14 protein-coding genes and 1 other RNA gene are annotated in these 13,135 nt (G+C 69.8%); 10 read left to right on the top strand and 5 right to left on the bottom strand.

Annotated elements, in window-relative coordinates:
* Window positions 1–9 precede the first annotated feature (9 nt).
* The 3 genes from ftsX (at window position 10) to smpB (ending at window position 2,811) form a co-directional block, all read left to right on the top strand.
* Complete coding sequence (ftsX, locus tag HGK68_RS11440) at window positions 10–927, top strand: permease-like cell division protein FtsX (RefSeq protein ID WP_169166073.1); 918 nt, start codon at window positions 10–12, stop codon at window positions 925–927.
* Between the two features lie 4 nt (window positions 928–931).
* Window positions 932–2,263, top strand: coding sequence for a M23 family metallopeptidase (locus tag HGK68_RS11435; protein WP_169166072.1), 1,332 nt, complete (start codon window positions 932–934; stop codon window positions 2,261–2,263).
* A 77-nt stretch (window positions 2,264–2,340) separates the two neighbouring features.
* On the top strand, window positions 2,341–2,811 hold the full coding sequence (gene smpB / locus HGK68_RS11430) for an SsrA-binding protein SmpB (RefSeq protein WP_169166071.1): 471 nt from the start codon (window positions 2,341–2,343) through the stop codon (window positions 2,809–2,811).
* Here the strand turns inward: smpB and HGK68_RS11425 are convergent.
* From HGK68_RS11425 to HGK68_RS11410, 4 genes are all read right to left on the bottom strand, one after another.
* Window positions 2,808–4,163 (bottom strand): NAD(P)/FAD-dependent oxidoreductase, encoded by a 1,356-nt coding sequence (locus HGK68_RS11425; RefSeq protein ID WP_206155741.1) that lies wholly within the window; start codon window positions 4,161–4,163, stop codon window positions 2,808–2,810. The two genes, smpB and HGK68_RS11425, sit on opposite strands and share 4 nt — an antisense overlap.
* Window positions 4,164–4,233: 70 nt before the next feature.
* Entirely contained in the window at window positions 4,234–4,728 is a 495-nt protein-coding gene (locus HGK68_RS11420) for a GNAT family N-acetyltransferase (RefSeq protein ID WP_169166069.1), read from the bottom strand.
* Between the two features lie 3 nt (window positions 4,729–4,731).
* Entirely contained in the window at window positions 4,732–5,790 is a 1,059-nt protein-coding gene (locus HGK68_RS11415) for an ATP-dependent DNA ligase (protein WP_169166068.1), read from the bottom strand.
* Between the two features lie 75 nt (window positions 5,791–5,865).
* Window positions 5,866–6,348: a DUF6328 family protein gene (locus HGK68_RS11410; protein WP_169166067.1), complete on the bottom strand. Its 483-nt coding sequence runs from the start codon at window positions 6,346–6,348 to the stop codon at window positions 5,866–5,868.
* Between the two features lie 196 nt (window positions 6,349–6,544).
* On the opposite strand from HGK68_RS11410, the gene ssrA reads away from it, so the two are divergent.
* From ssrA to HGK68_RS11385, 5 genes are all read left to right on the top strand, one after another.
* Window positions 6,545–6,912: a transfer-messenger RNA gene (ssrA, locus tag HGK68_RS11405) on the top strand.
* Between the two features lie 111 nt (window positions 6,913–7,023).
* Window positions 7,024–7,551, top strand: a complete 528-nt coding sequence (locus HGK68_RS11400; protein ID WP_169166066.1) for a PadR family transcriptional regulator — start codon at window positions 7,024–7,026, stop codon at window positions 7,549–7,551.
* 84 nt (window positions 7,552–7,635) lie between these two features.
* Entirely contained in the window at window positions 7,636–9,237 is a 1,602-nt protein-coding gene (locus HGK68_RS11395) for an ABC1 kinase family protein (RefSeq protein WP_246260312.1), read from the top strand.
* A 316-nt stretch (window positions 9,238–9,553) separates the two neighbouring features.
* Window positions 9,554–10,819 carry a pentapeptide repeat-containing protein gene (locus HGK68_RS11390; RefSeq protein WP_169166064.1) on the top strand — a complete coding sequence of 422 codons (1,266 nt, stop codon included), beginning with the start codon at window positions 9,554–9,556 and terminating at the stop codon, window positions 10,817–10,819.
* A 55-nt stretch (window positions 10,820–10,874) separates the two neighbouring features.
* Window positions 10,875–11,168 (top strand): DUF1905 domain-containing protein, encoded by a 294-nt coding sequence (locus tag HGK68_RS11385; protein WP_169166063.1) that lies wholly within the window; start codon window positions 10,875–10,877, stop codon window positions 11,166–11,168.
* 13 nt (window positions 11,169–11,181) lie between these two features.
* Here HGK68_RS11385 and HGK68_RS11380 read toward each other — a convergent pair whose 3' ends face one another.
* On the bottom strand, window positions 11,182–11,550 hold the full coding sequence (locus HGK68_RS11380) for a CBU_0592 family membrane protein (RefSeq protein ID WP_206155740.1): 369 nt from the start codon (window positions 11,548–11,550) through the stop codon (window positions 11,182–11,184).
* 201 nt (window positions 11,551–11,751) lie between these two features.
* On the opposite strand from HGK68_RS11380, the gene HGK68_RS11375 reads away from it, so the two are divergent.
* Entirely contained in the window at window positions 11,752–12,615 is an 864-nt protein-coding gene (locus tag HGK68_RS11375; RefSeq protein ID WP_246260745.1) for a LysR family transcriptional regulator, read from the top strand.
* A gap of 69 nt (window positions 12,616–12,684) precedes the next feature.
* On the top strand, window positions 12,685–13,107 hold the full coding sequence (locus HGK68_RS11370; RefSeq protein WP_169166061.1) for a VOC family protein: 423 nt from the start codon (window positions 12,685–12,687) through the stop codon (window positions 13,105–13,107).
* Window positions 13,108–13,135 lie beyond the last annotated feature (28 nt).

The raw sequence follows: 13,135 nt of genomic DNA, 5'->3' as shown, positions 1-13,135 counted from the left end.
GGGACGATCATGAGACTGCAATTCATCCTCTCCGAGATGGGGATCGGCCTGCGCCGGAACCTGTCCATGGCGATCTCCGTCGTGCTGGTGACCTTCGTGTCGCTGACCTTCGTCGGCTCCGCCGCGCTGCTGCAGATGCAGATCAGCAAGATGAAGGACGACTGGTACGACAAGGTCGAGGTGTCGGTCTACCTCTGCCCGGCGGGGGAGTCGACCGAACCGACCTGCGCCGGTGGCGAGGTCACCCAGGAGCAGAAGGACGCGATCACCGAGGCGCTGGACGCCCCGGACATCAAGCCCTACATCGAGCACATCTACACCGAGACCAAGCAGCAGGCCTACGACTCGTTCCAGAAGCGGTTCTCCGGCAACTTCTGGTCCCAGGTGATCACCGCGGACGACATGAACGAGTCGCTGCGGATCAAGCTGACCGACCCCGAGCAGTACCAGGTGGTCGCCGACGTGCTCCAGGGCCGTCAGGGCGTGGAGACCGTGCAGGACCAGCGCGAGATCTACGACACCCTGTTCCTGGTGCTGAACCGGGCGACCCTGCTGTCGGTGGGCCTGGCCGGGGTGATGCTGCTCGCGGCGGTGCTGCTCATCACCACGACCATCCGGTTGTCGGCGATGAGCCGGAAGCGCGAGACCGGGATCATGCGGATGGTCGGCGCGTCGAACCTGTTCATCCAGCTGCCCTTCATGCTGGAGGGCGCGATCGCCGCCACCATCGGAGCCCTGCTGTCGGTGGCCGGGCTGTGGGCGACCGTGAAGTTCGTGATCGGCGACTGGCTGGGCGGCACCCTGCAATGGGTGCCCTACGTCTCCACGCACGAAGTGTGGTTGATCGCCCCGGCGCTGGTCGGGGTCGCCATCCTGCTGGCGGCGATCTCCTCCCTGGTCACCCTGAGTCGATACACGAAGGTCTGAGTCGATGGCAGCACAGTCGCGTCCCCGTCGTCGGTCGGTGTCGGCAACCCTCGCCACCACCCTCGCGCTGCTCGCCGGTGTGGTGCTGGCCGGACCCGCCGCCGCCGACGACCTGGACGACCAGAAGTCGACGGCGCAGAGCCAGCAGTCGGCGAACGAACAGCAGAAGGCCGACGCCGAGGCGGCCCTGGAGGGCCTGAACGCCGAGTACGCGGACACCGCGATCGCGTTGCAGCAGGTCCAGCAGCAGCTCCCGGCCGCCCAGCAGGCACTCGCCACGGCGGAGTCCACCCTGGCCGGGTACGAGCGGGAGCAGGCGCTGATCGCCAGCCAGCTCCAGGACGCCCAGGACCAGGAAGCCACGATCAGCGCGACCATCGAGGAGGACTCGGCCAAGTCGGACCAGATCCGCACCCAGGTCGGTCAGATGGCACGCCAGGCCTACCAGGGCGGTGACTCGGAGAGCAGCGCGTTCAGCCTGGTGATGGGCGCGACCAGCGTCGAGGACCTGACCGAGAGCTACAGCGCCGCCAACACCGCCCAGCGCGCCCAGGGTCAGGTGCTGGACGAGCTGACCGCCGTCGAGGCGAACAACCGCAACAGCCAGGCCCGGCTCACCGCCGTCCGCGAGCGGATCACCACCCTCAAGGCCGACGCCGACGCGAAGGTCGCCCAGGCCGAGACCGCCCGCCAGGAGGCGGCCGCCCGCAAGGCCGAGGTCGAGGACCTGATCTCCCAGGAGCAGGCGAAGCAGGCCCAGCTCGCCACCCAGAAGGCAGCGGTGGAGTCGCAGATCGCGGCCATCGACGCCGAGGCGACCAAGATCGAGAACCAGCTCGCCGCGATCGCCGCCGAGCAGCAGAAGCGCGCGGCGGCCGCCGCGGCGGCAGCGGGTCAGCCCGCCCCGGCCGCCGGTCCGGTCACCGGAGCGCTGTTCGGCAACCCGACATCGATCAACCCGATCCACGTGACCAGCGAGTACGGGATGCGCCTGCACCCGATCCTGGGCTACTACCGACTGCACGCCGGGATCGACCTGCGCACCTACTGCGGGACGCCGATCTACGCGGCCAAGGACGGCACCGTCCAGTGGGCGCAGTGGCGCAACGGCTTCGGCAACCAGGTGATGGTCGACCACGGGCTGTACAACGGGTCGTCGCTGATGACCTCCTACAACCACATGACCTCCTTCGTGGTCAGCGGTGGGCAGTCGGTGTCCCAGGGCCAGCTGCTGGGCTACTCCGGCAACACCGGGACCTCCGCCGCCTGCCACCTGCACTTCGAGGTGTACGTGAACGGCGCCACGGTGAACCCGCGGCCGCTGCTCGGCCTGTAGCGAATTGACTGGGGGCGACCCGTCGTCCCCGGTTAGGCTGTCGGGCCGGTAGATCGCACACGCGGAAGGAGGGGCCGATGGCCAAGCAACAGGGACGGGCGCTGGTCGCCTCCAACAAGAAGGCCCGCCACGACTACTTCATCGAGGACGTGATGGAGGCCGGTGTCGTGCTCAGCGGCACCGAGGTAAAGGCGCTGCGGGCCGGCCGGGCCTCACTGGTCGACGGCTGGTGCACCATCGACGGCGGCGAGATGTGGCTCGAGGGCGTGCACATCCCCGAGTACTCGCAGGGCACCTGGACCAACCATGCACCGCGCCGCAAGCGCAAGCTGCTGCTGCACCGCCAGGAGATCGACCGCTGGGAGGCGAAGACCCGGGAGAAGGGTCAGACCATCGTCCCGCTGTCGCTGTACTTCCTCGACGGTCGGGCCAAGGTCGAGATCGCCCTGGCGCGCGGGAAGAAGGACTGGGACAAGCGCCAGTCGTTGCGCGAGCGCCAGGACAACCTCGAGGCCCAGCGGGCGATGCGCGAGCAGCGCGACCGCTAGAGCGTCGTCTCCCTGGCCGCCTCGGCGGTGGCCTGGTCGGCGTTGTGCTTGCGGAGCGCCGTGCGACCGACCACCTGCTGCCAGGTCGCCGTCCGCTCGGAGCGTCCCCGCCCGATGAAGCTCACCGTCCAGTGCAGCAACGTGGTCAGCCGGTTCTTGAAGCCGACCAGGTAGAACAGGTGCACGCCGAGCCAGAGCAGCCAGGCGGTGAACCCGGAGGTGCGCACCGGCCCGATCTGGGCGACCGCCTGGAACCGCGAGACCGTCGCCAGGCTGCCCTTGTCGTGGTATTCGAAGGGTCCGGCGCTCGGTTCGCCGCGCACGGCGCGCAGGATCTCCTCGGCCGCGTACCGGCCGGTCTGCATGGCGGCCGGTGCCACCCCCGGCACCCCCTGGCGCGAGGCCATGTCGCCGACCACGAACACCTCCGGGTGCCCGGGCAGCGAGCCGTTCGGCTCCACGACCACGCGACCGGCACGGTCCACCTCGGCACCGGTCTTCTCGCCCAGGATCTTGCCGAGCGGTGAGGCCGCCACCCCGGCCGCCCACACCTTGCACCGGCTGGCGATCCGGGTGCGCTTGCCGTCTTTGTCCTCGACCTCGACCGCGTCGGAGCTGACGTCGACCACCTTGTGGCCCATCAGCAGTTCCACGCCCAGGCCCTCCAGGGTGTGCGCGGCCGCCTGCTGCAGCGAGCGGGGATAGCCGGGGAGCACCGCGGGGACCGGGTCGACCAGCAGGATGCGCGCCTGTGCCGGATCCAGGCCGCGGAAGTTGCCGCGCAGCGACCGGTGCGCCAGTTCGGCCAGCTGTCCGGCCATCTCCACCCCGGTCGGTCCGGCGCCCACCACCACGAACGTGGTCAGCATCCGGCGTTCCTCCGGGTCGGTGGACAGCTCGGCCAGCTCGAAGGAGCCGAAGATCCGCCCGCGCAGCTCCAGGGCGTCGTCGATGCTCTTCAACCCGGGGGCGTGGTCGGCGAACTGGTCGTTGCCGAAGTAGGACTGCCCGGCACCGGCGGCCACGATCAGGCTGTCGTAGTGGACGCGCTTCTCCCCGATCGGGCTGGTGGAGATCACCTCGTGGGCGTCGACATCGATGTCGGTCACCGTGCCCATCAGGACGCGGGCGTTGCGTTGGTTCTTGAGCACCTCGCGGGTGGCGGGGGAGACCTCGCCCATCGAGAGCACACCGGTCGCCACCTGGTAGAGCAGCGGCTGGAACAGGTGCTGGGCGGTGCCGTCGATCACGGTCACGCGGACATCGGACTCGTCGGCCAGAGCCTTGGTGGCGAACAGGCCACCGAAGCCGGAGCCGATCACCACGACATCGTGCGGGCGGGTGCGGGTCATCGGAGTCGGTCCTTCCGGATCGGGCATCGGACCCGGTCGACCCTAGGAGCGGATCGTCGGCTGCGCGCGTTCACGCCAGTCGCAGTTCCAGCAGCAGGGTGTCCCGCCACCGCCCGGCGGACGGTCCCACCGTCATCAAGGCGATCCGCTCGCGGCGGCCGACCTCTCGGAAACCCAGCCGACGGTGCACGGTCAGGCTGCCGGTGTTCTCCGGGAAGATCGTCGACTGCAAGGTCCACAACCCCAGGCCCGGCGCACGCTCGACGGCGGTGCGCAGCAGCGCGGTGCCGATGCCACGACCCCGGGCATGCTCGGCCACGTACAGCCCCAGCTCCTGCACCCCCGCGTAGGCGGCCCGTGCCGACACCGGAGTGCCGGAGACCCAGCCAAGCGCGGTGCCGTCGTCGTCCACGGCCAGGTAGCGCAGGTCCGGGTGATGCTTGGCGTCCCAGTCGGCCCAACTCGGCGGCGCGACCTCGAAGGTGGCGTTCCCGGACGCGATCCCGGCGGCGAAGATGTCCCGCACCGCGTCGGCGTCATCGGGGGTGATCGAGCGGATGCGCATGCCTCAATGCTGGCCCAGAACCTCCGCCAGGTCGAAGCGCACCGGCTCCTCCAGCTGGGCGTAGGTGCAGCTGGCGGAGTCGCGGTCCGGTCGCCAGCGCTGGAACTGCGCGGTGTGCCGGAACCGGTCGCCCTCCATGTGGTCGTAGGACACCTCGACCACCAGCTCCGGTCGCAGCGGCACGAACGACAGGTCCTTCCCGCCGCTCCACCGGCTCACCGCCCCCGGCATCCGCTGCCCCTCGTGCGCCGCTTGGTCCGACCACTGCGACCACGGGTGGTCCTGCACGTCCGTCCGCAACGGCGCCAGCTCCTCGACCAGCGCCTTGCGGCGGGCCATCGGGAACGACGCGGCGACCCCGACGTGCTGCAACCGGCCGTCCTCGGTCCACAGCCCCAACAGCAACGACCCGAGGACGTCACCGGTCTTGTGCCAGCGGAAGCCCGCCACCACGCAGTCGGCGGTCCGCTGGTGCTTCACCTTGAACATCGCCCGTTTGTCCGGCTGGTAGATCCCGTCGAGCGGCTTGGCGACCACCCCGTCCAACCCGGCACCCTCGAACCGGGTGAACCAGTCCTGCGCCTCGTCCGGGTCGGTGGTCGCCGGGGTGAGGAAGATCGGGTCGTCGGCGTCGTGCAGCGCCTCGACCAGCCGCGACCGCCGCTCGGCGAACCGGGTGCCCATCAGATCCTCGTCGCCCAGCGCCAACAGGTCGAAGGCCACGAAGGACGTCGGCGTCTGCTCGCTCAGCAGCTGCACCCGGCTCGCCGCCGGATGGATCCGCTGCTGCAGCGCGTCGAAGTCCAACCGGTCGCCGGCGACCAGCACGATCTCCCCGTCCAACACACACCGGTCCGGGGTGTTCGCCTTGATCGACTCCACCAGCTCCGGGAAGTACCGGGTCATCGGCTTCTCGTTGCGGCTGCCGAGGATCACCTCGTCGCCGTCCCGGAACACGATCGTGCGGAAGCCGTCCCACTTCGGCTCGACGTGGCCCGGCGGGATCGCGGTCACCGCCTTCGCCAGCATCGGCTTCACCGGGGGCATCACGGGCAGGTCCATGGGGCACATCGTGGCCCCGCGTGCGATCAGGGGCGACCCGACCTCGCCGCGCCCGTCACCGCCGTCGCGGGTCGGTCACCGCGCGGCCCGGGCCAACCGGACCGGGACCACCACCCACAGCACCGCCAGCACCAGCAGCACCGTCGCCCCGGCCACCACCCCCGCCGCCCGGCCCAGCACGATGTCGAACAGCAGCAGCGCCGACCCGCCCAACACCAGCGCCAGCGCCGCCAACCCGGCCTGCGCCAACCGGTCGGCATGCGCCACCAACGACTCCTTGCGGTGCCGCCGGAACAGCACCCGATGCAGGGACACCGGCGCCACGATCAGCGCCGTCGCGGTGATCGCCAGCACCACCAGCACCAGGCACACCGACCGCTGATACCCGTCCAGCTCCGTGAACCGCGACTGGAAGGGCACCGTCAGCAGGAACCCGGTCAGGATCTGCACCCCGGTCTGCGCCACCCGGAGCTCCTGCAGCAGCTCGTTCCAGTTGCGGTCCATCCGCTCGTCGACGGTCTCCCGGCGGCCATCGGTGGGGTCGGCATCATGCGTCATCGCGGCATCGTCCCGCCGAGGGTGGGGGATCGCACGCCGGACCCGGAGCGAGCGACGCGACCCGGAACCCCGGCTGGACGGCGCGGTCAGGAGTCCGCACGGCGGGCGTGGCCGCGTCGGGAATCACGGTGCGCACCACGTGGTTGGAGCCGTAGACTGTCCGTGCCGCGTTCGCGTGGTGCTTGACAACTTCACAGGGGGTGATCGGTTTCGACGGTGATCGTCGATCCAGGGGAAGCGGGCCGAGGATGCATGGTCATCTCGTCAACGCTCCATGCAAACCTATAGGTGCCGATTCCAAGCGCACCGACTTCGCCCTCGCCGCCTGAGCGAGTCCCGAAGTCCGTCAGCCTGAGCTAGCTTCCGTCTCAGTTCCTGGCGTCATCTAGGGAGCCACTGCTCGTAGCCTTTGTCATCGGGGCTGCGGGGACTTTTAGATGACTGGGCCCGTCCACTACTTGTCCGCGTGATGGTGGGGGCCGAGAAAAGCAGCTGCGGACTGCGCCCGGAGAAGCCCTGGTTCCACGTCATCGGACGCGGGTTCGATTCCCGCCACCTCCACTGTCGACCGCGCCCCGGTCCGCCATCGTGCGGGCCGGGGCGTTGTCGTCCCTGCGCGCTTCGGTACACGGGTTTACGATATATCGGTACGTATCGCTACCTCGGGAGGTTGCCATGCAAGGGTTCACCACGGACCGACTCAGCTCCGGCCTGCGCGAGATGGTCGAGGGCGCCCGCGAGATGTTGGAGCACCGTCCCGGACAGACCCGCCGCGCGCGTGGTGACGTCCGCACCGCGATCCTGGCGCTGCTGGCCGAGGAGCCGATGCACGGCTACCAGCTGATCAGCGAGATCGAGAAGCGCAGCGGCGGCACCTGGCGGCCCAGCCCGGGATCGGTGTACCCGACGCTGCAGCTGCTGGCCGACGAGGGGCTGGTCCGGGTCGAGACGCTCGGGGAGAAGAAGACCTACGCGCTGACCGAGGCGGGCAGGGCTGCCGCCGCCGACGCGGACTCGGCCCCGTGGGAGTCGGCGCAGAGCAAGAATGCCGAGCGCGCGTCGGCGCTGCCGAAGGCGGGGGTGAAGCTGGCGCAGGCGCTGACCCAGTTCGGGCACGACGCGACACCGGAGCAGATCGACCAGGCGGTGCAGGTGGTGAACGACGCCCGCCGGAAGATCTACACGATCCTCGCCGAGGGCTAAGGGATGCCGGTAAGGCACCGCGAGCTGACGGCGCGCGAGGCGCAGGCTCGGTATCGGCGGATCGTACGGTTCGCCGCGCGATTCATGGTGGTCGAGTGGTGGTTCGAGCTCGTGCTGCCCCGGTTCGGGCTGCAAGGACTGTCCGACCGGGGCCGCACCGAGCGCCTGCGGCGGTTCGCCCGGCGGTTCCACGGGCTGGCGCTGGAGCTCGGCGGGCTGATGATCAAGGTCGGGCAGTTCATGTCGACCCGGTTGGACGTGCTGCCGCCGGAGATCACCGCCGAGCTGGACGGGTTGCAGGACGAGGTGCCCGCGGTGCCTTTCGACGGCATCCGGAGGGTGGCCGAGCAGGACCTCGGAGTGCCGTTGGAGCGGGCCTTCGCCGCCTTCGACCCGGAGCCGGTGGCGGCGGCGTCGCTCGGCCAGGCGCACCGTGCCCGGCTGTCGACGGCGTTGGCCGAGGACGCCGGGTTCGGCGACGTGATCGTCAAGGTGCAGCGGCCGGGGATCGACACCATCGTGCGGATCGACCTGGCGGCGCTGCGGAAGATCGCCGGGTGGCTGAGCCGGGTGCGGTTCGTGTCCTCCCGGGTCGACGCGCCCGCGATCGTCGAGGAGTTCGCCACCACCAGCCTGCTGGAAATCGACTACCTGCACGAGGCGGGCAGCGCCGAGCGGTTCGGGGACGGATTCGCCGACGACGCCCGGGTCGCCACGCCCCGGGTCGCGTGGGAGCGGACGGCCGGACGGGTGCTCACGCTGGAAGACGTCAGCGCGATCAAGATCTCCGACCTGGACCGGCTGCGCGCAGCGGGGATCGACCCGAACGCGGTCGCCGACGAGCTCGCGCGGGTCACCTTCGAGCAGTTGTTCGTGCACGGCTTCTTCCACGCCGACCCGCATCCCGGCAACATGTTCGTCACACCGGGCGACCCGGACTGGACGCTGACATTCGTCGACTTCGGGATGATGGGCGAGATCCCGGACACCCTGCGCGCCGGCCTGCGGGAGGTCGTGATCGCGATCGTCGCCCGGGACGCCCGGGGCATGGTCGCCGGGATCCAGCGGATCGGTGTGCTGCTGCCCACCGCCGACACCGCCGGACTGGAGCGGGCGATGACCGAGCTCTTCGACCGGTTCGGCGGCATGGCGGTCTCCGAGCTGGCAGTGGTCGACCGGCGCGAGATGGCAGCCTTCGCCGACGAGTTCGGGGACACCCTGCGCACCCTGCCGGTGCAGCTGCCGGAGAACTTCCTGCTGATCATCCGGGCGATCTCCCTGGTGTCCGGCGTGTGCAGCACGCTGAACCCCACGTTCAACATGTGGGAGGCCGTCGAGCCCTATGCCGGGACGCTGGTCCGGGACGAGGGTGGGCGCACCGTCCAGGACCTCGGCCGGCGGGCGTTGGCCACAGCCTCGGTGATCGCCGGTCTGCCGAGCCGGATGGACAGCGTGCTGCGGCAGGCCGAACAGGGGCGGCTGTCGGTCGCCGCGCCGGCCGCCGAGCGGCGGATCGCCGCGGTCGAACGGGCTGTCGGGCGGGTGGTGTCGGCGGTGGTCTTCGTCGGGCTGATCGTCGCGGGGGCGGTGCTCCGAGTGGACGCGCCGGGGTGGGGGACCGGGTTGATGCTCGCGTCGGTGCTGCCGTTGGGGCATGCGGTGTGGGCGGGGCGGCGGCGGTTCTAGCTTCCGAGAGCGCGACACGCGCGGGTCACCCAGGTGGCGCACATTGCAGTGCCCGGTTATCGAATCGCGCAAGAGTAAGGGCGTGCCTGGTCAGATATTTGCGCCCACGTCCGTGTTCGGAGATCGCCGGCTGAGGAGGATCGTCATCCCGGCAGCGCTGCTGCTGGTAAGTGCCGCCTGGGTTCTCGCGGAACGGGACTCCATCGACTCTTGGTTGACGCTCGTTGCGGTTGCGGTCGGGGCAGGATCGGCCACACTGATCGGCACGCAGATCGTTTCTTGGCGACGGTCTCTGGCCGGGCGGAATCGTCGGCGCATGACCGCAGGACTCGCCGTCGCGGTCGCGATCATCGCCACGATCGTCGTGGCAGTGGCGGTCGGCATCTTCGTCTTCGTGACGACTCCCGAGGTGGCGGGTCGTGCCGCGTCCCGATCGAGTCAGGCGGTGCAGGCTGCCTCGGTGTGTGCCGCTGTCATCGGCGGAGCGATCACGCTGTGGCTGTCCAACATCAGGCGTGATCACGATCGAAGCCAGCTGGCGATGGAACGCCGCCGACTCGATGACCAGCGCTTCGGCCAGGCAGTGTCCATGCTGAAGGAGGAGGGGGACGCAGCACGCATCGGTGCGATCGAGATGCTTCGCGATCTCGCCACGCTCGAACCCGATCGTACCCAAGCGGTGCTGGACATCCTCGGCGCGGTCATCCGGATCCCCGCCGTCGTCCGGACGCGGACGCGGGTGGCCCGTCCCCGGGCGCGCAACCGGGACGACATCGTGCAGGAAGCTGCACTGCGGGCGATGCGACGCCTACTCCCTCCCGCTGACGACGCGGGCGACACCGTGTACACGGTTGACCTCTCCGGCGCGGACGTCGAAGACCTTGACTTCCGTGGCGTCCGGCTGCGTATCCGCGCAAACGGGACGCGTTTTCACGGCGCGGTGACGCTAGTCGGCGCCACCATCGAATCGGATTCGTCCTTCTCCGACGCGACCTTCTACAAGGCGGCCTGGTTCGATGAAGCGAGGTTCGTCGATCGATCATGGTTCGCGCGTACGGCGTTCGAAGGTGTCGCCTCGTTCAACGGAACAACGTGGGGTCGCGAGCTTCGGTTCGATGACGCCCGATGCCATGGTGATCTGAAGATGGCGGGCATGCGCAATCTCGGTCAGCCCGTGGTGGCGCAACTTTCGGGCTTGAATGTAGGTGGCGACTTGGTGATGAAGGACTCCCGTGTCTTCGGGGCCATCACTCTTGGCGGTGCCTCGATCGCTGGGGTCGTGGACCTGAGCTCGGTGCAGGTCGTTGGCGGGGTGCAACTCGCGGGCGCAACGTGTGGGAAGGACGTCGTGCTCGATCACGCCGAGATTGGCGCGACGGTCAAGGCCTCTGGTGCGAGCGTCGGTGGGACCGTGTCCTTGTGCGACGCCGTGCTTTCGGCGGTTTCTCTGACCGATACTCGTTCAGGTCCGTCCATGGTCGACCGTTCACGTGCCCGGATGACGGGTCGGCTCCACATGCGGCCGGGCGTCTCGCTGAAGGGCGAGTTGGCGCAGGATTCGGGCGAACGCGTGCGCGGCTAGGGGCAGTGCGGGACGACTGCGCCGCACTGTCGGTTCACTCGGGCAGCATGGCCCCATGCACCTGACCTTCACCGCGCCCCTGTGGAAGTGGGACGCGCGACCCGACCTGTGGACGTTCGTCACAGTGCCCGAAGAGGAGTCGGACCGGATCCTCGACCGCGCCGAGGGCCGCACGCGGGGGTTCGGATCGGTGCGGGTGGACGTGACTGTCGGCGGGACCGCCTGGCGCACGTCGATCTTCCCGGGTGAGGACGGCTATTGGCTGCCGATCAAGCGGGTGGTGCGGGACGCGGAAGGGTTGTCGTTGGGTGGGCCGGTGCGGGTGACGCTGCGGCTGGTGGACTTCTAGAAGCGGGAGCCGGTCAGGCCGCCGCAAGCCCCACCGGAGCCGCGTCCGCGACCAGCCCGACCGGCGTCGACTCCATCGCCGGTGCGGCCGCCTGGGTCGGGATCATCGCGCCCGCCGCCGCCCGGTCGCGGGCCCGCTGCCGACGCGCCCGCAGCACCACCATCACGGCGTGCGCCCCGACGACCATCCACACCACGTTGGTCAGCACGGAGGGCCACACCCCGGAGGACGCGGCGACCAGGCCCATGAACAGGCCGCTGATCACGTTGGCGAGCTGGTAACGACCGGAGGTGGGGGCCCACGTGCCGCGGGTGACGAAGACGTAGGCGATCAGGCAGGTGACCGCGCCGACCCATCCGAGGGCGGTGATGACTGCGGACATGGGCGTTCTCCGGGCATGACGAAAGCGGCTGAGGGGTGGGGGGAGTCGCCCGTGCGATCCGACCCGGAGCCGGTGCGACACCACGAGTTTGACCGCTTGCGCGCTTCAGCACAATCGAACAAAGTTGGACCAGGGATGTAGCGGAGCTTAAGGAGTAAAGCGTTGGCAACGGACCCGCGAAGACTTGCTGTCCTGCTGGCAGTGCACCGGGCAGGTGGGGTGCTGGCAGCGGCGGATCTGCTTCATGTCACGCCCTCCGCCGTGTCACAGCAGATTCAGCGCCTCGAGGCCGAAGAAGGTGTCGCGGTGCTGGACCGGGGGCCGCGCGGGGCGACGTTGACGGCGGCGGGCCGGATCCTGGCCGAGGCGGCCGAACGGATCGAGGCGGAGCTGGTCGAGGCGCGCAAGTCGCTGGCGGCGATGGAGGGGGAACTCTCCGGCCGGGTGACGGTGGCGGGGTTCCAGACCGCGATCCGAACCGTGATCGCTCCGGCGCTGGCGGTGATCGCCGAACGCCATCCGGGCATCGATCTGGTGATCGAGGAGCGCGAGCCGGCGGAGTCGCTGCGGCGGCTGCGTGAGGGTGACGCCGACATCGTGCTGCTGGAGCGGGACGAGGACGCGGACAGTCACGTCCCGCGCGGACAGCGGGACGTGGTGCTGTTGGAGGAGCCGTGGCGGGCGGTGCTGCCCCCTGCCGTGGCGACCCCGACCCAGTTGAGCGACCTGGCCGGAGCGACCTGGCTGGGCGCCGAGCCCGGGACGGCGGCGGCGCGCGCGCTGGGCCGGATCGCCGCATCGGTGGCACCGATGACGGTCCGGCACGTCTACTACGACTTCGACGTGGCGCTGTCGCTGGTCGCCGCCGGGCAGGGGATCGGGATGCTGCCCGCGCTGGCGTTGCAGGGCGACCTGCCGGAGCAGGTCACCGTGGCGACGGTGCCGGGTCTCGGGTCCCGGCGGCTGGTGGCGCGGCACCGGGCGACCCGACGTGAACCCGGTCCCGCGGTGGCGGCGGTGGTGGACGAGCTGCTGGCGGCGGCGTCGGCGCTGGACCTGGTCTGAGCCCTTGACGGCGACCGGGCGCGGCTGGACAGTGAGCTGTGTCACATGGCGTCGTCGAAGGAGCCGGTCATGCCCACGCGCCTCGCCCCGTATCTGAGCTTCCGCGACAACGCGCGGGAGGCGATGGACTTCTACCAGTCGGTGTTCGGCGGTGAGCTGACCCGCAGCACGTTCGCCGAGTTCGGCGTCAGCCAGGACCCCGACGAGCAGGACAAGATCATGCACTCGCAGCTGGTCGGGTCGAACGGGCTGGTGCTGATGGCCGCGGACACCCCGAACTCGATGGACTACACCCCGGGTGGCGCCATCTCGGTGTCGCTGAGCGGCGACGCCGACTCCGATGCCGAGCTGCGCGGGTACTGGGAGAAGCTGTCCGAGGGGTCGACCTCGATCGAGCCGCTGACCGTGGCGCCGTGGGGGGACGCGTTCGGGATGCTGATCGACCGGTTCGGGGTGACCTGGTTGGTGAACATCGCGGGGGCAGCTAGCTGATCGGAGCCGAGAGACGGCTCTGCGGCGC

The sequence above is a fragment of the Cellulomonas taurus genome, from assembly GCF_012931845.1.
Classification (GTDB): domain Bacteria; phylum Actinomycetota; class Actinomycetes; order Actinomycetales; family Cellulomonadaceae; genus Cellulomonas; species Cellulomonas taurus.
The sequence above is the reverse complement of the archived record's forward strand: the minus strand, read 5'-3'. Positions and strand labels throughout refer to the sequence as shown.